This window comes from Caballeronia sp. GAWG1-5s-s (assembly GCF_023631445.1).
Taxonomy (GTDB): Bacteria; Pseudomonadota; Gammaproteobacteria; order Burkholderiales; family Burkholderiaceae; genus Caballeronia.
Genome location: NZ_JALQDC010000010.1, coordinates 245901 through 266800, shown reverse-complemented (window position 1 = coordinate 266800; position 20900 = coordinate 245901). Strand labels below are relative to the sequence as shown.

Genomic DNA, 20900 nt, shown 5'->3' with positions numbered 1-20900 from the left:
TGACCATGCCTTACGCCACACTCGAACCCGCTGTGATGGGTTGGACGCCTCCCTCGACGCGACCGTCGCAGGTCGAGGTCAAACGCATCGCGATTTTGCTGTTCGACGGATTCTCGCTTTTGGGCGCGGGAATCGTCGCTGAAGTGTTTCACATGGCCAACGAACTGTCGTCGTTGAAGACGCGCGCCGAATGCACCTATGACGTGCGATTCCTGTCCGTCGAAGGCGGCAACGTCGCATGCGCCTCGTCGGTACGCGTCTGGACCGACGGGCTGGACGCGCGCCACTACGGCGGCTTCGACGCGCTCTTCGTCGCGGGCGGCCGCGGCGCCGAAGAAGCGGCGAAGGACGAGCGCATCGTCGAATGGGTGCGCCGCATGAATTCGAAGACCACGGTCGTGAAGGCGATCTCCGAAGGCCGCAAGGTGCTCGAAGCAGCAGGCATCGGCGGCGCGGGCGATGCTCAGGCGCGCTACGGCAACGCGATGATCCAGCTGCGCGACGACGCGTCCGCCGACGGCGGCGACCGCTACGAGTCGATGAAGGGCGCGCTCATGCTCGTGAAGCGCGATCTCGGTCTCGACGTATCGCGCAGTGTCGCCGAACGCCTGATGCCGGGCTCGGCTGCGAAGCTCGTGTCGATTCTCGGCGACAGCGGCGCGGCATCCGCGGGCGACAAGATTCGCGCGGCGGCGCGCTGGCTCCAGGACAACTGCGAGCGGCCCATTTCCGTGGTCGATGCCGCGCAGGTCGCCGCGATGAGCGAGCGCAACTTCCTGCGCCGCTTCAAGATCGAGATGGGCATCACGCCATCGGACTATTTGCTTCAGGCACGCCTCGCCGTCACCTGCGCGCTGCTCACCGACTCGGAACTGCCGGTGGACAAGATCGCGCGGCGCAGCGGCATGGGCAACGGCGACCGGCTCGCCAAGATTTTCCGCAAGCGTCTTCTGATCTCGCCCACCGAATACCGGATGCAGAGCCGGCGCGAAGCCAACGGCTAAAGCGCGGCACGGCATGGCAGGAGACAGAAGGTCGAAGGTACAAGAATGCGCGCCGCACTGTGTGTGATAGCGGACAGGGGTGGCGCAAAGCGTCGAACATTTGGCCGGACCATCTTGGTCCGCGGGCCAATCATTCTCGGGCGGCCAGTGGCACACAGCGCCGCGCACACGAACATGCAGGCAGGAGTCCTACGATGAGTAATGAGGCACGCACGGAAGGTGAGGTGATGGTAGGTAGGAGCGGTGAGGAGGCAGGCTCGGTCATGACGGCCGAGCCTTGCCGCCGGATCGTGCCGGTCATTCTCGCCGGCGGCTCGGGCACGCGCCTGTGGCCGATGTCCCGTGAGCAGTTTCCGAAGCAGTTGATCGGCATTGTCGGCCGCGACTCGCTTCTGCAAGCGACCGTTTCGCGCATGAAAGGCTTCAAGGGCGGCTTCGATGTCAGCGCCGAGCCGATCATCGTATGCGGCGAAGAGCATCGCTTCACGACGGAAGAGCAGACGCGCGAAAGCGGCGTGACGGCGCAGATCATCGTCGAGCCCGCGCGCCGCGATACGGCGCCCGCGCTCACGCTCGCCGCGCTCGCCGCATGCAAGGACGGCCGCGACGCGATCATGGTGGCGATGCCCGCCGATCACTCCATCGCGGACATCCCCGCGCTGCATCGCGCGATCGAGATCGCGGCGGGCTACGCGGAGCGCGGCATGATCGCGACGCTCGGCATTCCGCCGACGCGCCCCGACACCGGCTTCGGCTATATCCGTCTCGGCGACGCGCTCGAAGACGGCGCGCATCAGATCCAGCGTTTCGTCGAGAAGCCGGCCGCCGAAGTGGCCGCGCAATACGTCGCGGCGGGCACGTACTGGTGGAACAGCGGCATTTTCGTGGTGCGCGCGAGCGTGTGGCTGGCGGCGCTGCAAGCGCTCAACGCCGACATGCACGCGGCCTGCTGCGCGGCCCTGAGCGAAGGCAAGGCCGACGGCAAGTTCTTCCGTCCGAACGCGGGCGAGTTCGGCCGCGCGCCGTCCGATTCGATCGACTACGCAGTGATGGAGCACATCGGCACCGCGAACGCGCCGTTCGAAGGCGTGGTCGTGCCGCTCGTCGCGGGCTGGTCGGACCTCGGCTCGTGGGACGCCGTGTGGGACGCGATGGACAAGGACGACTCGGGCAACGTGGCGAGCGGCCGCGTGGTGTTCGAAGGCGCGACCTCCAGCTATGCGCGCTCGGAAGGCGGACGTCTCGTCGCTTGCGTGGGCACGACCAACATCATCGTCGTGGAAACGGATGACGCCGTGCTCGTCGCGGACCGTTCGCGCGTGCAGGACATCAAGGGCCTCGTCGCCCGCATCCGCGAGCAGCATGCGCCCGAAGCGGACACGCATCGCAAGGTGCGCCGCCCGTGGGGTTTCTACGATTCCATCGAGCATGGCGACCGCTTCCAGGTGAAGCGCATCGTCGTGGCGCCGGGCGCGCGCCTGTCGCTGCAGATGCATCACCATCGCGCGGAGCACTGGATCGTCGTGTGCGGTACGGCGCTCGTCACGCGCGGCGAAGAAGAGTTCCTCCTGAGCGAGAACGAATCCACGTTCATTCCGCTCGGCGTGCGGCATCGTCTGGAGAACCCGGGCAAGGTGCCGCTCGAAATCATCGAAGTGCAGTCGGGCAGCTATCTCGGCGAGGACGACATCGTGCGTTTCGACGACAAGTACGGCCGCAACTGAGTAGCGCTTCGGGGGCAGTGAGACAGCTTTCTTGCAACGGCAGGCAACACACCAAGACCGGCATGCGAGGAGGAGACACAGGTAGTTCTTTTGCAAGTTGAATCGTTCGGGGAAGAGACATGCGCGATTTACAAGGGTTGCTCGCGCGCCTGTTCGACGTCGCCATGATCGTCGGCGGCGCGGCGGTGGCGTCGCAGATCAGGTTCGAGTACATAGAGGCACATGCGCATTCGGCAGCGTTCGTCGCGTTCGCGGCGGCGTTTTCGCTTGCGCTGTTTCCGGGCTTCGGCGTCTATGAATCATGGCGCGGCCGCAGCAAGGTGATGCTCGCCTGCCAGGTGTCGCTCGGCTGGCTGGTCGTGCAGGGCTGCGCGCTTGCGCTGATGTTCTCGCTGCACCGCCTCGACTATGTGTCGCGCCTCTGGTTCGCCTATTGGACGGCGGTATCGGGCGGGCTCATGATCGCGGGGCGGCTCGCCATGCACGTCGTGCTGGCGCGCATGCGCAACGCGGGCATGAACCTGCACCAGGTGGCGATCGTGGGTTGCGGCAGGCATGGCAACTCCATCGCGAAGAAGCTGGACCGCGCGAAGAACTCAGGCTTTCGTGTCACCGCCGCGCTGAACGTGGCGCCGGAAGCCGGCCGGCTCAACACGCGCGTTCCGGTGTACGAAGACTACGACGCGTTCGTGAACTTCGTGCGCACGCAGAACGTGCATGAGGTGTGGCTCGCGTTGCCGTTGTCGGAGGAGCGCACCATCCTGCGCTTCGTGAACGAGTTCCGCGACGATCTCGTCAACGTGCGTTTCCTTCCGGATGTGCGCAGTCTCGCGCTCTTCGAAGCGGGCGTGACCGATCTGCTCGGGGAAACGGCGATCAATCTCGTGGCTTCGCCGCTGTCGCAAAGCGCGCTGTTGCAAAAGGAAATCTTCGACCGTCTGTTCGCACTGCTTGCGATCATCGCCGTGTCGCCGTTGCTGATCGCCATCGCCATTGCGATCAAGCTCACGTCGCGCGGGCCGGTGCTCTTCACGCAACGTCGCAAGGGCGCGGATGGCCGCGTCTTCAAGATCTACAAGTTCCGTTCCATGCGTGTGCATACGGAACAGGCCGGCGTGCTTCGCCAGGCCACGCGCAACGATCCGCGCGTGACCCGTGTGGGAGCATTTCTGCGCCGTACCAGCCTCGATGAGCTGCCGCAGTTCTTCAACGTTCTGCTCGGCGACATGTCCGTTGTGGGCCCGCGTCCGCACGCACTGGAGCATGACGACCTGTATCAGAAGGTCGTGTCGGGGTATATCCATCGTTACCGGATCAAGCCGGGCATCACCGGCTGGGCCCAGGTCAACGGCTTTCGCGGGGAAACTGATCTGATTGAAAAAATGGAAGGACGCGTCGCTCACGATTTGTACTACCTCGGTAACTGGTCGTTCGGACTCGATATGAGAATCATCGCCGCTACGATCTTCAAGGGACTACGCCACACCAACGCATATTGATGCAGGGGACGACCATCATGCACAACCAACAACAACCGGGCACCACATCCATGGCCGCCAATACGAACGTGTCGGGCGTCTTCCGGCTCTCGAGCCTGGCAGCGGCCGCTTCACTCTGTGTCATCTTCGCGGGCTGCGCGCTCGCACCGGGCATGCACATGGACAGGCCCGCCGCACTCACCGAAACGTCCAACGACCAGGGCGATCCGGCCACGGCCGTGAACATTCCGATCACGCCGATCGATCTCACGCTCGTGCGCAAGCTGAAGGCCGCGCAGCCGACCAGCACGGTCGATCCGAACGCGAGCCTCTACGGCAAGGCGCGTGCATACACGCTCGGGCCGGGTGACGTGCTGCAGATCACCGTGTGGGATCACCCGGAACTCGTGGCCGCGGTCGGCCAGCCGCCGCAGCAGACGCGTCCCGCGGATGCCGCGCCCGGCTTCGTGGTGGATGCCGACGGCAACCTGCAGTTCCCGTACGTCAACCGCGCGATCCATGTCGCGGGCAAGACCGAATCGCAAGTGCAGCGCGAGCTGTATAACGAGTTGTCCAAAGTATTCGTGAAGCCGCAGCTGACGGTGCGCGTCGCATCGTTCCGTGCGCATCAGGTCTACATCGACGGCGAAGTGCGCACGCCCGGCTCGCAGCAAATCAACGACATTCCGATGACGCTGACGGAAGCTATCGGCCGTGCGGGCGGTTTCGCACCAACGGCGGATCAAAGTCGTGTCACGCTTATCCGTGATGGTGTGACGTATCACATCAACATCGCCGGGATGACCGCGAAGGGCCGCAACCCGGCGGACATCCTGTTGAAGGGCGGCGATGCACTGCGCATCGATTCGCGCGAAGACAACGGCGTGTACGTGATGGGCGAAGTGACGAAGCCTGCAACGGTGATCCCGATGCGCAACGGCAAGCTGACGCTCTCGGATGCGATCTCGCAGGCCGGCAGCTTCAACGCCGAGACGTCGGATCCGAAGGAGCTGTACGTGATCCGCAATGGCCAGACGGACAACCCCGAGGTGTACAAGCTCGATGCGCGTTCCCCGGTGTCCATGCTGCTTGCGAACAGCTTCGAGCTGCAGCCGAAGGACGTGGTCTATGTGGACAACAACGGGCTCGTCCGCTTCAGCCGTGTCCTGAACCTGCTGTTGCCGGCCATCAACGCCGGTCTGACGGCAGCCGTCATCACCAAGTAAAAGCAATAGCAATAGCAAGTCTTACATTCTTGCAGTATGACCGGCGCGCAGGGGCGCGCCGGAGACCTTGTGCGACATTCAAAGAAATAAGCGAGCGAGACCATGGCCATGAACTTTGATGCACGCTACTCGGACGTCTCGACCGGCGACGAGTTGCGATTATCCGACTATCTGGCTGCCGTATTCGGCAACTGGAAACTCGTGACGGTCGTCATGCTCGCGGTGGTCGCGCTGGGGACGGCCTACGCATTCATCGCGCCGCCGACCTACAAAGCGGACGCCCTCATTCAGGTCGAAGAGACCAACGCGAACAACAACGCCAACGCGAACGTCAACGCGGTGCAAGCCGTGTCGCAGATGTTCGATGCGAAATCGACCACCGCCGCGCAGATCGAACTGCTGCGTTCGCGCCTTGTCGTCGACGACACGGTGCGCCGCCTGCACCTCGACATCAGCGCCGCGCCCCATTCCATTCCGGTGATCGGCAGCGCGATCGGCAACGTGTTCTCGATGCTGAACGTGACGCCGCCCGCGGGCTATCTGTCGCGCTTCGCATGGGGCAACGAACAGATCAGCGTGCCGCTCTTCGACACGCCGAAGGAACTCTACGACCAGAAGTTCACGCTGGTTGCCGGCGAAGACGGCGCCTACGCGCTGCAAGATCCGGAAGGCGTCGTGGTGCTGACCGGCAAGGTCGGCCAGGAAGCCACCGGCATGACGGCGCAAGGCCCGGTCAAGCTGAAGGTGGACAAGCTGGTGGGCGCGCCCGGCGTGCACTTCGACCTGCAACGCTTCTCCACGCTCACGACCATCGACAACCTTCAGCAGCGTCTGACGGTGGCTGAAACGGCGCTGCAATCGGGCATCATCAGCGTGAGCCTCGAAGGGCGCAATCCGAAGGAAGCGGCGCAGATCGTTAACAACATCGCGAACCGCTACGTGCAGCAGGATGCCGACAAGCGTTCGGCCGAAGCGGAACACACGCTGGCCTTTCTCGATCAGCAACTGCCTGTCCTGAAGAAGCAGCTCGACGATGCCGAACAGCGCTACAACACGTTCCGCAATCACCAGGGCACGGTGGACTTGAGCGAGGAAAGCCGTCTGTTGCTGCAACAGATCGTCGATAACAAGACCAAGCTCACGGACCTGCAACAGCAACGCGCTGAACTGTCGCAACGCTTCACGCCGAATCATCCGTCGGTGCAGGCACTGGATGCGCAGATCGCTTCGCTGTCCGGCGCGCAGACGCGTCTTGGCAAGAGCGTGTCGACGCTGCCCGACACCGAGCAAACGGCACTGCGTTATCTGCGCGATGTCCGCGTGAACACCGAGCTGTACACGAACCTGCTTAACAGCGCGCAACAGCTTCGCATCGCGAAGGCAGGGCAGATCGGCAACGTGCGCGTGGTGGACTACGCGCAGGCCGCCGACGATCCCGTCCGCCCGAAGCGCCTGCTCGTGATCCTGATTTCGGCTGGCGTGGGCCTCGTGCTCGGCGTGATCGTCGCGTTCATCCGCAAGTCGCTGTATGGCGGCGTGGAGCGTCCGGAAGAGATCGAAAAGCAGCTGGGCGTGCGTGTGTTCGCCATCGTGCCGCGCAGCACGCAGCAACTGCGCCTGCAACGCAAGGTCGGCATGCGTCGCGAAGGTCTGCACGTTCTGGCCGCGCAAGCGCCGGAAGATGCAGCGGTGGAAGGCATTCGCGGCCTGCGTACGTCGCTGCAACTGCAAATGGCCGATGCGCGCAACAACGTGGTGATGCTCACGGGCTCGCGTCCGGAAGCGGGCAAGTCGTTCCTGTCGGTGAATCTCGCGACGCTCGTTGCATCCACGAGAAAGCGCGTGCTTCTGATCGATGGCGACATGCGTCGCGGCGACATCCACTCGCACTTCGGCGTGCGTCATTCGCCGGGTCTCTCGGATGTGCTGATGGGCGCAGACGTGTCGAGCGCGATCCTGCACGATGTGCTGCCGGGCGTGGACCTCATCACCAAGGGCTCGCTGCCGTCGCATCCGTCGGAACTGCTCGCCAGCGATCGCCTGGGCGAAGTGCTGGAGCAACTGAAGCAGATGTATGACCTCGTGGTCGTCGATACGCCGCCTGTGCTGGCTGTCACTGACGCAACGGTCATCGGCAAGCACGCGGGAACGAGCCTGCTCGTCGTGCGCCACGGCAAGAATCAGGTGCAGGAAATCGGCGAGACGATGAAGCGCTTGCATCACGGGGGCGTGAGCATGAAGGGCGTGTTGCTCACCGACGTTCCGCAATCGAAGATTTTGATGGGCAGCACCTACGCCGGCTACTACGGCTACGAAAGCATCGCCGAATAAGGCGAGCAATAACAGAAATAACAATGATGGCGCGTCGCCGCGCGCCAACTTCAGACCGCAGAATAAGAGGTTAAACATGGACCGCAAAGTTGCTTTGATCACGGGTATTACGGGGCAAGACGGGTCGTATCTTGCTGAACTGCTGCTCGAGAAGGGTTACGAAGTTCACGGCATCAAGCGCCGTAGCTCGCTCTTCAACACGGACCGCATCGATCATCTGTATCGCGATCCGCACGATCCGGACCAGCGTTTGTTCCTGCATCACGGCGACCTGACCGATTCGACGAGCCTCGTGCGCATCATCCAGCGCGTGATGCCCGACGAAATCTATAACCTGGCAGCGCAGTCGCACGTGGGCGTGTCGTTCGAAGAGCCGGAATACACCGCCAACGCGGACGGTCTCGGCGCACTGCGCATTCTCGAAGCAATCCGCATTCTCGGCCTCGAAAAGAAGACGCGTTTCTATCAGGCCTCGACGTCGGAGCTGTATGGTCTCGTGCAGGAAATCCCCCAGCGCGAAACCACGCCGTTCTATCCGCGCAGCCCGTATGCCGTGGCGAAGCTTTACGCTTACTGGATCACGGTGAACTACCGCGAAGCGTATGGCATGTACGCATGCAACGGCATTCTGTTCAACCATGAATCGCCGGTGCGCGGCGAGACGTTCGTGACCCGCAAGATCACCCGCGCCATTGCACGCATGGCGGTGGGCCTGCAAGAAGATCTGTATCTCGGCAATCTGTCCGCCATGCGCGACTGGGGCCATGCGCGCGACTACGTCGAGATGCAGTGGATGATGCTGCAACAGGAACAGGCCGAAGACTTCGTGATCGCGACGGGCGTGCAGTACAGCGTGCGTGAATTCGTGCAGCACGCGGCAGCAGAACTCGGCGTGCATGTCCGCTTCGAAGGCGAGGGCGTGAACGAAGTGGGTATCGTCGATCGCGTCGACAACCGCGACACCAAGTTCAAGCCGGGCCAGGTGATCGTCAAGGTCGATCCGCGCTACTTCCGTCCGACCGAAGTGGAAACGCTGCTGGGCGACCCCACGAAGGCGCACGACAAGCTCGGCTGGAAGCCGTCGACTTCCTTCGAGTCCCTCGTGAAGGAGATGGTCCGCGCGGACTATCAGATCGCCCGTCGCGACGCGCTCGTGACGCTCGCCGGTTTCAAGGCTCTCGAACATCACGAGTAAGCCATGAACAAGCACGCACGTATCTTCGTCGCGGGACACCGCGGCATGGTCGGCTCGGCGCTCGTGCGCCGTCTGAGCGCAGCCGGCTACGACAACATCGTGACGCGCACCAAGGCGCATCTCGATCTGACGGATCAGGGCGGCGTGAACCTCTTCTTCGAAGAAGAGCAGATCGACGTCGTGTTCCTGGCGGCGGCGCGCGTCGGCGGCATTCTCGCCAATTCGACGATGCCCGCCTCGTTCATCTACGAGAACCTCGCCATCGAAACGAACGTGATCCATGCGGCTTGCCGCTGGAACGTTTCGAAGCTCGTGTTCTTCGGGTCTTCGTGCATCTATCCGAAGGCGTGCCCGCAGCCGATCAAGGAGGAGTATCTCCTGCAATCCGCGCTCGAGCCGACCAACGAAGCGTATGCCATCGCGAAGATCGCGGGTCTCAAGATGTGCGAGGCGTACAACCGTCAATACGGCACGCACTTCGTCTCGCTCATGCCGACGAACCTGTACGGCCCGAACGACAACTACGACCTGAAGAGTAGCCACGTGCTGCCCGCGCTCATCCGCAAGGCACACGAAGCGAAGCTGCGCGGCGACGCGACGCTGCCGGTGTGGGGCACGGGCTCGCCGCGTCGCGAGTTCCTGCATGTCGACGACCTCGCCGATGCAGCGACCTTCCTGATGGAAAGCGACGTCAACGAAGGCGTGTTCAACGTCGGCGTCGGCCATGACCTGACCATCAGCGAACTGGCGCACACGGTATGCCGCGTGGTCGGCTTTGAAGGCGAGCTCGTGTTCGATGCGAGCAAGCCGGACGGCACGCCGCGCAAGCTGCTCGACGTGTCGAAGCTCGAAGGCATGGGCTGGAAGGCGTCGACCGGCCTCGAAGACGGCATTCGCGCGACTTATCGCGACTTCCTCGATCGCTACGCATCCATGCAGCCGGCGCCCGTCGCTGCCTGAAAACGCGTGGCATCCAGTCCAGGGAGAATAAAAATGGCTTCAGTGACCATCTTTCATAACGTCGTCTGGTCGCGGCACAAGGGGGCGGTGCTGTCGGCGCTGCACAACATCGCGGGGTCCGGTTCCATTCGCTATTCGATGGTGCAGATCGCCGATACGGAGCACGACCGCATCGGCTTCTCCGATGTCGACTACTCGTATCACCGCTATCCGATGACCAAGCTGTACAGCGGCTGCTACGAGGACGTGCCGACGTGGCGCATGACGGCGCGTCTCGTGTGGGAAGTGCTCAAGGCGAAGTCGGATCTCGTGGTTCTTCCCGGTTATCACCGCCCCGAATATTGGGCGATGATGGCAGCGTGCATCGTGACCGGAAAGCGTCGCGCCGTGTTCTGCGATTCGACCGGACGCGACAATCCGCGCCGCATGTTGACGTCCATTCCGAAGCGCGTGTTCTTTGCGCTGTGCGATGGCTACTTCGCATTCGGCACGCGCAGCCGCGAGTATCTGATGTCGCTCGGCGCGAAGCAGGAGAAGATCTTCATTCCGTGCCAGGCCGCCGCGCTGCCGCGGTCGTTCTCGCCGGAGACGGTGGTGGACGATCGCCTGGCGCATCGGCAGGGCAATAAGCCGGTGTTTCTGTTCGTTGGGCGCTTGTCGGCGGAAAAAGGTATCGATACGCTCGTCGATGCGTTCAAGCAGTTGAGGAAAAACGTGCCGAATGCGGAGTTGCGCATAGTCGGCACCGGTCCTCTCGGGGATGATCTGAAGAAGCAGGTGTCGGAAGCCGGTCTGCAGGACGCCGTGCATTTCCTGGGCAGCCTTCAGGACGAGCCGCTCTCGCGTGAATATTTCGGCGCCACCTGCATGGTCCTGCCGAGCAAGCGTGAACCGTGGGGTCTCGTGACCAATGAGGCATTGAGTCACGGTTGCCCGGTGATCGTGAGCGAGAGTTGCGGCTGCGTGCCGGAGCTGGTGGTGGAGGGCGTGTCGGGCTATTCGTTCCCCGCAGGCGATGTCGCGAGCCTGCATCGGACGATGCTCAAGTCGCTCGAAGCGTTCGCGGATACGGCAGGCGTCGCCAAGCGCTGTACCGATGTGATTCAGCGTTTCGATCCGCCTTCGGCTGCGGCGAACATCGCGCGGGGTTGCGCGCTGTTGCTGACGAATTGACGGTTCGGTAGTCGGTGGAAATCACCAACGGGGAAGACGTCAAGGAGGACGAACGGAAAGGGGAAGGGTGAAACGCCGTCGGGTCGCGGTCTTCGCGTCCCGATGGCTGGCGCTTTGCGGGCGAAAGGGCACGTTCGGGGCTCAGGGCGCGATTGTCGGGCGAGGGACCACATGAGAATACTGATCTACGGGCTGAACTATGCGCCCGAGTTGACGGGAACCGGCAAATACACGGCGGAAATGGCGGAAGCGTTGGCCCAAAACGGGCACGACGTGCGCGTCGTTTGTGCGCCGCCGTACTATCCGGAATGGAAGATCGGCGATGGCTATGCAAGCTGGCGGCATCGCTTCGAAACGCGCAAGGGCGTGCGTCTGTGGCGCGCGCCGTTGTGGGTGCCGAAAAAGCCGAGCGGCGCGAAGCGCATGCTGCATCTCGGCTCGTTCGCGCTGGCGTCGCTGCCTGCGCTCATCGCGCATGCGCTGTGGCGTCCGCATGTCGTGATGACGATTGCGCCGAGCCTGATGAACGCGCCGGGCGCGCTCGCGCTCGCCCGTCTGACCGGCGCGCGGTCATGGTTGCACATTCAGGACTTCGAAGTAGACGCCGCGTTCGATCTCGGCCTCTTGAAGAACGCACGCGCGGCGAAGAGCGCGCTCGCATTCGAACGCTGGCTGATGAAGCGGTTCGACGTGGTTTCGTCCATCTCGGACAAGATGGTCGAGCGCGCGGTGAAGAAAGGCGTCGCGCCTGCCGACGCCTTCCACTTCCCGAACTGGGTCGATACGACGGCGATCTACCCGATCGACGGGCCGAGCAGTTTCCGCAAGGAACTCGGCATCGGCGAGCACACGAAGGTGGTGCTCTATTCGGGCAACATGGGCGCGAAGCAGGGCCTGGAAGTGTTGGCCGAGGCCGCCGCCGCGCTCGCCGCGCGCGACGATATCGTGTTCGTGTTCTGCGGCAACGGCGCGACCAAGAAGAAGCTGCAGGAACGTTGCGCCGATCTGCCGAACACGCGCTTCCTTTCGTTGCAGCCTATCGAGCGTCTCAACGAGTTGCTGAACCTCGCGGACATTCACGTGTTGCCGCAACGCGGCGACGTGGCAGATCTCGTGATGCCTTCCAAACTCACGGGCATGTTCGCTAGCGCGCGCGCGGTCGTCGCGATGGCGCAGCCGGGCACCGAGTTGTATGAGGCTGTAGCCGGACGCGGCGTGGTGATCCCGCCGGAGAACGTCGAGGCATTGACGGACGCCATCACCATGCTCGTTCGCAATCCGGCGCTGCGTGCGCGCTACGGCGAAGAAGGGCGTCTGTTCGCGCAGGAACGCTTGTCGCCGCAGTCGGTGTTCGCGCGGCTCGAAGAACGTCTGAAGTCGCTGATCGGCGATACGGCCGACACCCGCTTGAGCGATGCCGTCGACATGTCCATCGCGCGCATCGCGGAGCGCGCGCCCATTCTGCCGCAGGTCGAGAAGATCGAGTAGCAGTCTTGCCGGTGATACGGCGCGTTATTCTCAACGCGCCGTATCCACCGCGCGTCGTTTCATCAATAAGGCGATTTGTAGATGTCCCGCGCCCGCGCAGCTTTGGCCGGCGCCTTGAAGCCATTGGGCGTCGGATACAGCGTGGCGGCCGCGCCTTGCGGCATCAGCATCGCTTTGGCGTCGCCCTGGCGTCCCACGCGCCGCAGCTGCGCGCCGGCGCCCGGATTGCCCACGTATCCGTTCTGTTGCGCGAGCAGCTTGTCCGTCGGCGAGATGCCCTGCGCCGTCTGCGCATTGGTGATCGGCCCGCGCTGGCCGCCCCGCCCGTTGGTCGGCGCGCCGTACGGATCGGCATAGATATCCGGACTCCCAAGCAAATCCATTTCCGACGGCACGCCGCCGCCCGCCTGCTGCTTGCTGATGGCGGCATCGGCGAAGTTGCCCGCATGCGCGACAGACGATGCAGCGAGCGCGCAGGGCCCCAATGCAGCGATGAGAAGCGGCATGAGCGCCGCGCGTAGCTCGTGTTTCATGGTCTCTCCTGGCTGATTACGTTAAGCGTTATACAGAGCGCGCATCGGCTTATCGGTACGCTACGTCACGCGGCTTGATCGTTCGAATGCAGCATAGAGCGATGCATCAGCCGCCAGCGCCAAAAGTCTTGCCGTTACGGCCAACCGTGCCGCACCGCACATGGCGCTTTTTAACGTTCACTGATAATCGGTTCACCGTATGCAGTCTTGAACGAAGAAGCGAGACGACACGGATGCGCGCGTGCAAGGCGCGCCGACATACAAGGCCAATAAAGAGTCGCTTGCGCGCAACGTGCAGCAGGCGGACAGCGAAACGGGTGGGGAACCATGGACAGAGCGATCGACGAGCGAGGCATCGGCGCGGCCGGCAGTGACGGCTTCGACGGCGTGCGCGAGGCATCCGCGAGACGCGGCAAGGTGATCGACCTGTCGCGCGCAGGCCCGGGCAATTTCGTGGCGAAGCGTAGCTTCTTGATCGAGCTCGTGTGGTTCTTCGTCGAAGCATGCTTCATCAATAACAAGCTCATACCGGTTTCGTTCGTGCGGGTCGCATTTCTGCGCGCGTTCGGCGCGCGCATCGGCAGGAACTGTCGGATGCCGCATCCCATCCGGGTGAAGGCACCGTGGAATTTGAGCGTCGGCGACAACTGCTGGTTCGGCGTCGACGCATGGATCTATAACCAGACCGATATTCGCATCGGCTCGAATGTCTGCATTTCGCAGGGGACGTTTCTCACGACGGGATCGCACGATGCCGCCGGCAACATGGACTTGCAGGTCGCACCGATCGTGATCGAAGACGGCGTCTGGATCACATCCAGGTGCGTCGTGCAGATGGGCGTCACCATTGGCCGCTCGGCGCTCGTTACGCCGCAGTCGGTGGTGCATCGCTCGCTGGAAGCGGAAGGCGTATACGGCGGTAACCCGGTGCGCTTCATCAGGAAACGCTTCCCGGCGTAAATGGATATTGGCAGTCGAGAGTGCAGTGATCTTGTCGGGACCACACACCGGATGCGATCCTGCGACACCGCTTAAGCATAAAACAAGAAGGAGCACGGGGAATGTTCATTGACAGCCGCAGCCTTGACCAGGGCGCAGTCATAGAGACCACGGTTTGCATCGTCGGCGCGGGCGTGGCGGGGATCACGCTTGCACTGGAACTGGAAAAGCAAGGCATCGACGCGGTGCTGCTCGAAAGCGGCGGATACCGCGCCGACGACGAAACGCGCGACCTGTATCGCGGCGAAAACGTTGGGGTTCCTTACGAATTCGCCGATGGCTGCCGCAGCCGTTTTCTCGGCGGCAGCAGCAATTGCTGGGGCGGATGGTGCCGGCCGCTCGACCCGTGGGACTTCGAAAAGCGCGACTGGGTGGCCGACAGCGGCTGGCCCTTCGGGCTCGACGAGCTGCGTCCTTACTACGCGCGCACGCATGCGTTGTTGCAGCTCGGCGAAAACAACTTCGACCCGGCCTACTGGGAAGCGGCGATTCATCGCCCGGACGTGCGGCGTCATCCGTTCCCGAGCGGCAACGTGCGCGACACGATCTCGCAGTTCAGCCCGCCCGTGCGCTTCGGCAAGGTATATCGCAAGCAACTGCTGGCCGCGAAGAACGTGCGCGTGTTCCTGTTCGCGAACGCGTTGAACATCGATACCGACGGCGATGCGCGTTCGGTCACGAAGATCGATGTCGGCACGCTGTCCGGCCGCCGCTTCGGGATCCGCGCCAAGGTGTTCGTGCTCGCGACGGGCGGCATCGAGAATGCGCGCCTCCTGCTGTCGTCGAACAAGGTGCAGGCGGCGGGCGTCGGCAATCAACATGACCTCGTCGGCCGCTATTTCATGGACCATCCGCGGATCATGTCGGCGAACGTGCGGTTCAAGAAGGAATGGGCGCGCAACAAGCTCTACGACATCAAGTATCACTATCAGAACAAGGCAGTGTCCGCGCATGGCACGTTCATCTCGTCGCAGTTCGCGCTCACGCAGCAAGTGCTCGAACGCGAGAAGCTGCTCAACGCACGCGCATGGTTCTATTCGGTGTTCCGTGGCGAGAACACGAAGGGCTCCGAAGCCCTGATTCGCGCGAAGCAGGCGCTTTTGAAGAAGGACCAGCCCGGCTACAGCATGACAGGCGATGTCATGACCATGCTCGCGCATCCGGTCGATACCGCATGCTTCGGCCTCGCGCGCTTGTTGCAGCCGCGCCCGCTCATCACCGAAGTGAAGATTCAGACGATCGTCGAGGCGGAGCCGAACCGCGACAGCCGCGTGACGCTGTCCGCGCAGAAAGACTCGCTCGGCATGAATCGCGTGAAGGTGAACTGGCAGGTGACGGAACTGGTGAAGCGCACGTTCGACCGTACCGTCGCGCATCTCGCGGCCGAACTGCAACGCGGCGGCGTGGCCGACGTGACGCTCGACGAGCCGCTCGAAGGCAAGCCGTGGCCCGCGCAGCTGGAAGGCACGTGGCATCACATGGGCACGACGCGCATGCACGATTCGCCGAAGCAGGGCGTCGTGGACCGCAACCTCAAGATCCACGGCATGAGCAACCTGTATGTGGCGGGCAGCTCCGTGTTCCCGACGGTCGGCGCGAACTTCCCGACCATCACGATCGCCGCGTTGACGTTGAGGCTTGCGGCGCATCTGGGGCGCGTCATCAAGGGCGACGATACGATCGGCACGCTCGTCACGTCGTCGGGCACGCCGCTTCGTAATGAGACACCAGCCGACCTGCCGATGGCGGCTTCGGCAATGCATATGCGGGGAGACCTGGCTTAAAAGCCGGCGTTTGGGGAAAGGGGACGCCGCCGGTCGAACGACCGGCGGCGTTTTCTTTTGGCGAAACGGTCGTCGCTATAATCGCATTCGGTCTTTGCTCATCGCTCATTCGCCGTGAAAAAGCTCACCGTTCTCGCGCTCGCTTCGTTGTTGCTCGCTGCATGCTCGTCCGCCGAAAAGGAGGCGCAGCGTGCGGAAGGGTTCTCGTATTCCGAGCGCTCGCTCGATGTGGCGCAGCGCAATGCGACTGTCGCGTGCCGCGACGCCGCGCAATGCGATGCGATGTGGGCGCTCACGAAGCGTTATATCGAAGAGAATTCGAATCAGCCGGTGATTCGCGCGGATGCGGTGGCCATCGAGACGGATGTGCCTTCGCGTTCGGGCAAGCCCGTTTATTCGGCGACGCGCGTGGCGAAAGGCAATGGCGCGACGATCGCGCTTTATGCGCAATGTCGCGGCATGTATGGCCCGGAACGGGCGCGGGGTTCGGATTACGACGACTGCGCAAGCAAGATCATCGCGGCGCAAAACCGCTTCGCCGCTTATCTACGCTCGGCTCAATAACGTTCGAAGGACGCGGACAGCATGCCTCGCGTGAGGCCGCCGTCGCGCTTGTTGGCCGTTTCCCGCAGCACGCGTGCGAGGTCCTTCGACATGGCTTCCACGTGAAAGCGTTGCATGAAGGTGGCGAGCGCCTGTTCGCGCATCGCGGCCGCGGCTTGTGGGTCCATGCGCAACCATGTCGACAGGGCGTCGATGGTGCCCTCGACCGTATCGCTCGCGACGATGCCCGCGCCATCCTCTTGCACTTCGCGCCAGATGTTGACCTTGTCCGAGATCAGCACCGGCAGCCTGGAGCCGAGTGCCTCGGCCACCGCGATGCCGAAGTTCTCCTGATGCGAAGGCAACGCGAAGGCATCGCTCGTGCGGAATGCACCCCACTTGAGATCGCCGCTCAGCATGCCCGTCCACGTCACGCGGTCCTCGATGCCCAGTTCCTTCGATAGCGTGCGCAATTGCGCGGCCCATTCGCTATCGTCGGGGCCCGCCATCACGAGATGCGCGCGAGCGTCGATATCGCGTACGGCTGCGAAAGCCTTGAGCAGCAGATCGCAACCCTTCTTTTCATGGATGCGGCCGAGAAACAGAATGGAACGCTTGCCGGCGAGCTGCGGGAACTTCGACAAAAACGCCTGACGCAATGCGGTCGAATCGGCGGGCGGTTGACGCGTGCCGAACGCCACGACCTCTTCCTTCGCGCGATACATCCTGAACGACTCGCGCGCGAGCAAGCGTTCTTCCTGCGTCGTGAAGAGCACGCGCCGCGCATCGCGCAATACGCGATACTCGGCCCACGGCCAATACAGGCACTTCTTCAGATGCTTGAGCGGATACGTGCGCTTGAACCACGGATCGAGCATGCCGTGCGGGAATACGTAGTAGGGCACGTCGCTGTCGCGCAATGCCTTCCACGCGCCGAAGCTATGGTACTGCCAGAGACCGTTGACGATCACGGCATCGAAACGTGCTGCATGCTCTTTCAGCCACGGCACGAGCCGCGGGCAGAAGCCATAGAAGCCGCGCGACGGCCCGAGCGCATGCAGACGCAGCGGAAAGGCGCCGAGATACGGCGCATCCGGCGCATCGAGCGAGACGACTTCGATTTCATGCCCCATCGACCGCATGCTGAGGCCGCTTTGCAGCACGCCTTCGGTTGGGCCGCCCGCGCGCGGATCGACGGTGGAAAGCAGATGCAAAATCTTCATGGCGAAACGATCCCCGATTCGTTGGCGTACTTGCCCGCTGGCTTTTCGAAGCCTTTTATGCGGACGGTGCGAAGCTGCTCGCTCCCGGCGGCGCGTCGTGCCGGCTCTCGCCGTGATGCTCGTGTGCGAGTCCCGGTGCTTGCGCGGGCTTCAGTTCCGGCTGCGGGCCGTACGGACGCCATTCAGGGCGCCAGTCGGCATGAACATCGTCGCGCGTGCGTCCGTATGGCGTCCTAAACGAACGTCGATTCACCGACTGCGTGCGCATGGCATGAGCAATCCGCGCGAATGCCGCGACGAGCAGACCGAGCGCTACGCCGAATACGATGCCCGAGAAGCGATTACCGAGCGGATTGCCGCCGACGGAGGTGGCGGGCAGCGCGGCCACGACCAGCAACGCGCGGCCGAGCACCGGTAGGTACATCGCGTCGGGCGCGCGATTGCGCCATGAGCGGTACGCCATCGACCCGCGGTAGAGCGCCCACAGCACGGCGGCAGGCAATGCGATGCCGAAGAGAATGCCGCCGGCGAACAACTGATAGACCCAGAAGTTATGGCCGGCCGCCCATTCCTTGATCGCGTAGAAGTCCTTCTTCGTGAACTGGCCCGCGAGGTCCGGCAAGTACGTCGGCGAATAGCGATAATCGTGACCGTAGCCCTTGCCGACGAGTACCGCGAGCGTGTCGGACGTGGTCTGATCGTACTGGTCCTTCATTTCTGCGAGACGCGTGATGGTCGTCGGATCGCGGCCCGATTCGGTGGCTTTCGCGAAGTTCAGGCGCTGCGACCAGTGCTCGGCCACGCCGGGAAAGAACGCGGCGGACGCGGCGACCATTGCGCCGAGCAGCGAGGCGATCATGATCGCGCGCAGCGCCGCCGTGAAGAGATGCTTGACGGAGGGCGCGGCAAGCCAGGTCGCATAGGCGAAGAGGAGCACGGTGCCGACGAGCAGACTGCGCGTCACGCTCAACAACTCGATCACGACGGTCGCAAGAAAGAGCAGCACCGTGAACTTGGTCATGCGCTTGGCGATGACGAACTCATGCAGCAGCAGCCCCTGCAAACAAAGGAACGTGACCGACACGATGCGAAAACGCACGTTTTCCAGCCCGCCGCCCGTGGCCATGCCATAGACGAAGCTGAAGATCAGCGAGGCGATCATCGACCAGTACATCGCGCGTTCGAACTGCTCGAGGCGTTGCGAATCCCACGGACGGCACGCGACGAGATAGCCGAGCAGCATGAGGGCGAACGGCAGGATCACGCGCATGTAGTTGCCCGAATCATTGCCCTGAATCAGTTGCGTCGCGATACTGCCGACGATGGTCAGCATGAAGAGCGACGTGACCCATGTGCGAAGCCGCGAGCGTTGCGCGAAGCGTGGCGCGATCAGCAGAAGCGCGCCGCCTGCGAATATCGCGGGAACGGTGAGGAGAATCTGGATGGCTTTGCTGGCCGTTTCCGCGCCCTTGAAGTCGAATGCGAGCGGAAGCAGAAATAGCCAGATCCAGACGACGGCGAACTTGTTGCGCATGGCGTTCTCTTTAGATGGCAAAGCTCGACGAGCTTTACTTCTCGCGGTTGGATCCGCTTCGTGCCCTGGAAGCCTTGAGTCGCGTGTTGTGTGTTTGAATCAGCTTGAGCGACGGTCCCCGGGTACCCCGTATTTGCGGGTCGAATATATCAGCGGCCAAAAGCGCACGCCGTCGCGGCGGCGTTTTGCGACTAGCGTTCGGCGAGAAACGACGGTTGCCCATGTGCGCCGCGCCACGCTCGCTTAAGCGCCGTTCGCCGCGCGGGAACGGCTATGTTGTCGATGCCGCATAGCGCGCGCGGGGCTGTCCGGCAACGATGCGATTCTGGCGGATCACGCCGCTATTCCGGAACGATTATGGTCATGCCGGCAATTGGCCCTCGCGGGTCAGTGGCGGCATTGACCAAATGACATCCGCGATGCGCGTGCGTGCGCCGATATGAGGACTCCCGGCGGCGAGGCATCCAATACAACATAAGCAACATAAGACCATCGCAGAAGGGGGGGAAGGCCATGAGCCTTTTCGGCGCCACACGCATGCCAGGACCCAATCGATCGATCGAGCTCGATTTCATCCGGGGACTCGCCATCATCGCAGTCATGGGGTATCACTTTCACTCATACCCAACCGGCAGCGCGTTCATTGCCGCCATCGAGTATCCGCTCAAGAGCTTCGGGCACGAAGGCGTGAACCTGTTCTTCACGTTGAGCGGCTTTCTTGTCGGCGGCCTGCTGCTCAAGCAGTATGCGCAGGAAGGACGCATCGACGCGACGCGCTTCATCGTGCGACGCCTCTTCAAGATCTGGCCCGCGTACTACGCGCTGATTCTTTTTCACGTGCTGGTGGGACGCCATCCGACGAATACGTTCCTCGTGCAGAACCTCACGCACATGCAGAACTATTTCGGTTCGTCGATTGCGCAGACGTGGAGTCTCGCGGTCGAAGAGCACTTCTATCTGTTCCTGCCGCTGCTGCTGATCGTGTTCGCGCGGTGGCAGACGCGCATCAACACGATTCTCAGCGTGCTCGCGTCGATCTGCGTCGCCGTGCTGATTGCCCGGACCATCGCGGTCTATAACGGCGATCTCGACGGCACGTTCTTCTATACGCAATACCGCATCGACAGCCTGTTGTTCGGGGTCATGCTCGCCGCGCTCTATTGGCTGAAGCCTGCGGTGTATCGCGGTATCGCGCAGAGAAAAGGCCTGTTGTTGGCCGCCGTCGCGGGGCTCGTGCTGTGGCTCGTGTTCGGCACGCGCAACGTGGAGCTGGATCAAAGCATCGGTTATACCGTGCAAGCCATCGGGTTCTGTGCGCTCATCGTGCTGACGGTCGAGTACTCGGGGCGCATTCGCGAGTCGCGGCTTTATCGGCTGATCGGGTGGATCGGCGTGTATTCCTATGGCATCTACCTGTGGCATTCGTTGGCGCTCGCACCGGGCGATATCCTCATCCGCAAGGCGGCCGCGCTGCATCTTCCGGCGATACCCGCGTGGGGCGTCATCATGGCGGCTCAGTTCGCCATTGCGATCGTGGTTGGATATGTGACGACGCGTGCGGTGGAGTTCCCGTTCCTGCGCATGCGCGATGCGCTCTTCCCGGCGAAGCGGAAAGCGCAGGCGCAGAAGACGGTGGACGCGGTGGAAGTGGTCGGAAAGCAGGCTTGATGCGAAGAATCAGCCGGTTACTGCGATGATCGCAGAA

General features: G+C 62.9%; 16 protein-coding genes. 13 read left to right on the top strand and 3 right to left on the bottom strand.

Going from position 1 to position 20900, the window contains the following annotated elements:
* Positions 1 to 5: 5 nt before the first annotated feature.
* From NCR34_RS10710 to NCR34_RS10670, 9 genes are all read left to right on the top strand, one after another.
* Positions 6 to 1004 carry a GlxA family transcriptional regulator gene (locus NCR34_RS10710; protein ID WP_175944737.1) on the top strand — a complete coding sequence of 333 codons (999 nt, stop codon included), beginning with the start codon at positions 6 to 8 and terminating at the stop codon, positions 1002 to 1004.
* 263 nt (positions 1005 to 1267) lie between these two features.
* Entirely contained in the window at positions 1268 to 2728 is a 1461-nt protein-coding gene (locus NCR34_RS10705) for a mannose-1-phosphate guanylyltransferase/mannose-6-phosphate isomerase (protein WP_241269796.1), read from the top strand.
* 119 nt (positions 2729 to 2847) lie between these two features.
* Positions 2848 to 4227, top strand: coding sequence for an undecaprenyl-phosphate glucose phosphotransferase (locus NCR34_RS10700; protein WP_248320364.1), 1380 nt, complete (start codon positions 2848 to 2850; stop codon positions 4225 to 4227).
* A 50-nt stretch (positions 4228 to 4277) separates the two neighbouring features.
* On the top strand, positions 4278 to 5432 hold the full coding sequence (locus NCR34_RS10695) for a polysaccharide biosynthesis/export family protein (protein WP_250499841.1): 1155 nt from the start codon (positions 4278 to 4280) through the stop codon (positions 5430 to 5432).
* 102 nt (positions 5433 to 5534) lie between these two features.
* Entirely contained in the window at positions 5535 to 7763 is a 2229-nt protein-coding gene (locus NCR34_RS10690; RefSeq protein ID WP_248320363.1) for a polysaccharide biosynthesis tyrosine autokinase, read from the top strand.
* Between the two features lie 76 nt (positions 7764 to 7839).
* The gene (gmd, locus tag NCR34_RS10685) at positions 7840 to 8958 is read left to right on the top strand and encodes a GDP-mannose 4,6-dehydratase (protein WP_244847060.1); all 1119 of its coding nucleotides are present in this window, start codon (positions 7840 to 7842) and stop codon (positions 8956 to 8958) included.
* A 3-nt stretch (positions 8959 to 8961) separates the two neighbouring features.
* Complete coding sequence (locus tag NCR34_RS10680; RefSeq protein ID WP_206466804.1) at positions 8962 to 9918, top strand: GDP-L-fucose synthase family protein; 957 nt, start codon at positions 8962 to 8964, stop codon at positions 9916 to 9918.
* A 33-nt stretch (positions 9919 to 9951) separates the two neighbouring features.
* On the top strand, positions 9952 to 11091 hold the full coding sequence (locus NCR34_RS10675; RefSeq protein ID WP_250499821.1) for a glycosyltransferase family 4 protein: 1140 nt from the start codon (positions 9952 to 9954) through the stop codon (positions 11089 to 11091).
* Positions 11092 to 11262: 171 nt separating this feature from the next.
* Entirely contained in the window at positions 11263 to 12579 is a 1317-nt protein-coding gene (locus tag NCR34_RS10670) for a glycosyltransferase WbuB (RefSeq protein ID WP_175944729.1), read from the top strand.
* Positions 12580 to 12641: 62 nt separating this feature from the next.
* On the opposite strand, the gene NCR34_RS10665 is transcribed toward NCR34_RS10670, so the two are convergent.
* Positions 12642 to 13112, bottom strand: a complete 471-nt coding sequence (locus NCR34_RS10665) for a hypothetical protein (protein ID WP_248320361.1) — start codon at positions 13110 to 13112, stop codon at positions 12642 to 12644.
* A 327-nt stretch (positions 13113 to 13439) separates the two neighbouring features.
* On the opposite strand from NCR34_RS10665, the gene NCR34_RS10660 reads away from it, so the two are divergent.
* The 3 genes from NCR34_RS10660 to NCR34_RS10650 all read left to right on the top strand — a co-directional run bounded on the left by NCR34_RS10660 (position 13440) and on the right by NCR34_RS10650 (position 16459).
* Complete coding sequence (locus tag NCR34_RS10660) at positions 13440 to 14072, top strand: DapH/DapD/GlmU-related protein (protein WP_248320360.1); 633 nt, start codon at positions 13440 to 13442, stop codon at positions 14070 to 14072.
* A 101-nt stretch (positions 14073 to 14173) separates the two neighbouring features.
* Positions 14174 to 15895 (top strand): FAD-dependent oxidoreductase, encoded by a 1722-nt coding sequence (locus tag NCR34_RS10655; protein ID WP_250499820.1) that lies wholly within the window; start codon positions 14174 to 14176, stop codon positions 15893 to 15895.
* Positions 15896 to 16009: 114 nt separating this feature from the next.
* Entirely contained in the window at positions 16010 to 16459 is a 450-nt protein-coding gene (locus NCR34_RS10650; protein WP_248320358.1) for a hypothetical protein, read from the top strand.
* Here the strand turns inward: NCR34_RS10650 and NCR34_RS10645 are convergent.
* The gene (locus tag NCR34_RS10645; RefSeq protein ID WP_248320357.1) at positions 16453 to 17661 is read right to left on the bottom strand and encodes a glycosyltransferase; all 1209 of its coding nucleotides are present in this window, start codon (positions 17659 to 17661) and stop codon (positions 16453 to 16455) included. The genes NCR34_RS10650 and NCR34_RS10645 overlap by 7 nt on opposite strands.
* 55 nt (positions 17662 to 17716) lie before the next feature.
* Complete coding sequence (locus NCR34_RS10640; protein ID WP_248320356.1) at positions 17717 to 19195, bottom strand: hypothetical protein; 1479 nt, start codon at positions 19193 to 19195, stop codon at positions 17717 to 17719.
* Between the two features lie 513 nt (positions 19196 to 19708).
* Between NCR34_RS10640 and NCR34_RS10635 the strand changes: the two genes are divergently transcribed.
* On the top strand, positions 19709 to 20863 hold the full coding sequence (locus tag NCR34_RS10635) for an acyltransferase family protein (protein ID WP_250499819.1): 1155 nt from the start codon (positions 19709 to 19711) through the stop codon (positions 20861 to 20863).
* Positions 20864 to 20900: the final 37 nt, after the last annotated feature.

Excerpts from the sequence above, each read along its gene's own strand:
- NCR34_RS10710 (WP_175944737.1), top strand. The coding sequence starts at position 6 with ATGCCTTACGCCACACTCGAACCCGCTGTGATGGGTTGGACGCCTCCC.
- NCR34_RS10705 (WP_241269796.1), top strand. The coding sequence starts at position 1,268 with ATGACGGCCGAGCCTTGCCGCCGGATCGTGCCGGTCATTCTCGCCGGC.
- NCR34_RS10700 (WP_248320364.1), top strand. The coding sequence starts at position 2,848 with ATGCGCGATTTACAAGGGTTGCTCGCGCGCCTGTTCGACGTCGCCATG.
- NCR34_RS10695 (WP_250499841.1), top strand. The coding sequence starts at position 4,278 with ATGGCCGCCAATACGAACGTGTCGGGCGTCTTCCGGCTCTCGAGCCTG.
- NCR34_RS10690 (WP_248320363.1), top strand. The coding sequence starts at position 5,535 with ATGGCCATGAACTTTGATGCACGCTACTCGGACGTCTCGACCGGCGAC.
- gmd (WP_244847060.1), top strand. The coding sequence starts at position 7,840 with ATGGACCGCAAAGTTGCTTTGATCACGGGTATTACGGGGCAAGACGGG.
- NCR34_RS10680 (WP_206466804.1), top strand. The coding sequence starts at position 8,962 with ATGAACAAGCACGCACGTATCTTCGTCGCGGGACACCGCGGCATGGTC.
- NCR34_RS10675 (WP_250499821.1), top strand. The coding sequence starts at position 9,952 with ATGGCTTCAGTGACCATCTTTCATAACGTCGTCTGGTCGCGGCACAAG.
- NCR34_RS10670 (WP_175944729.1), top strand. The coding sequence starts at position 11,263 with ATGAGAATACTGATCTACGGGCTGAACTATGCGCCCGAGTTGACGGGA.
- NCR34_RS10665 (WP_248320361.1), bottom strand. The coding sequence starts at position 13,112 with ATGAAACACGAGCTACGCGCGGCGCTCATGCCGCTTCTCATCGCTGCA.
- NCR34_RS10660 (WP_248320360.1), top strand. The coding sequence starts at position 13,440 with ATGGACAGAGCGATCGACGAGCGAGGCATCGGCGCGGCCGGCAGTGAC.
- NCR34_RS10655 (WP_250499820.1), top strand. The coding sequence starts at position 14,174 with ATGTTCATTGACAGCCGCAGCCTTGACCAGGGCGCAGTCATAGAGACC.
- NCR34_RS10645 (WP_248320357.1), bottom strand. The coding sequence starts at position 17,661 with ATGAAGATTTTGCATCTGCTTTCCACCGTCGATCCGCGCGCGGGCGGC.
- NCR34_RS10640 (WP_248320356.1), bottom strand. The coding sequence starts at position 19,195 with ATGCGCAACAAGTTCGCCGTCGTCTGGATCTGGCTATTTCTGCTTCCG.
- NCR34_RS10635 (WP_250499819.1), top strand. The coding sequence starts at position 19,709 with ATGAGCCTTTTCGGCGCCACACGCATGCCAGGACCCAATCGATCGATC.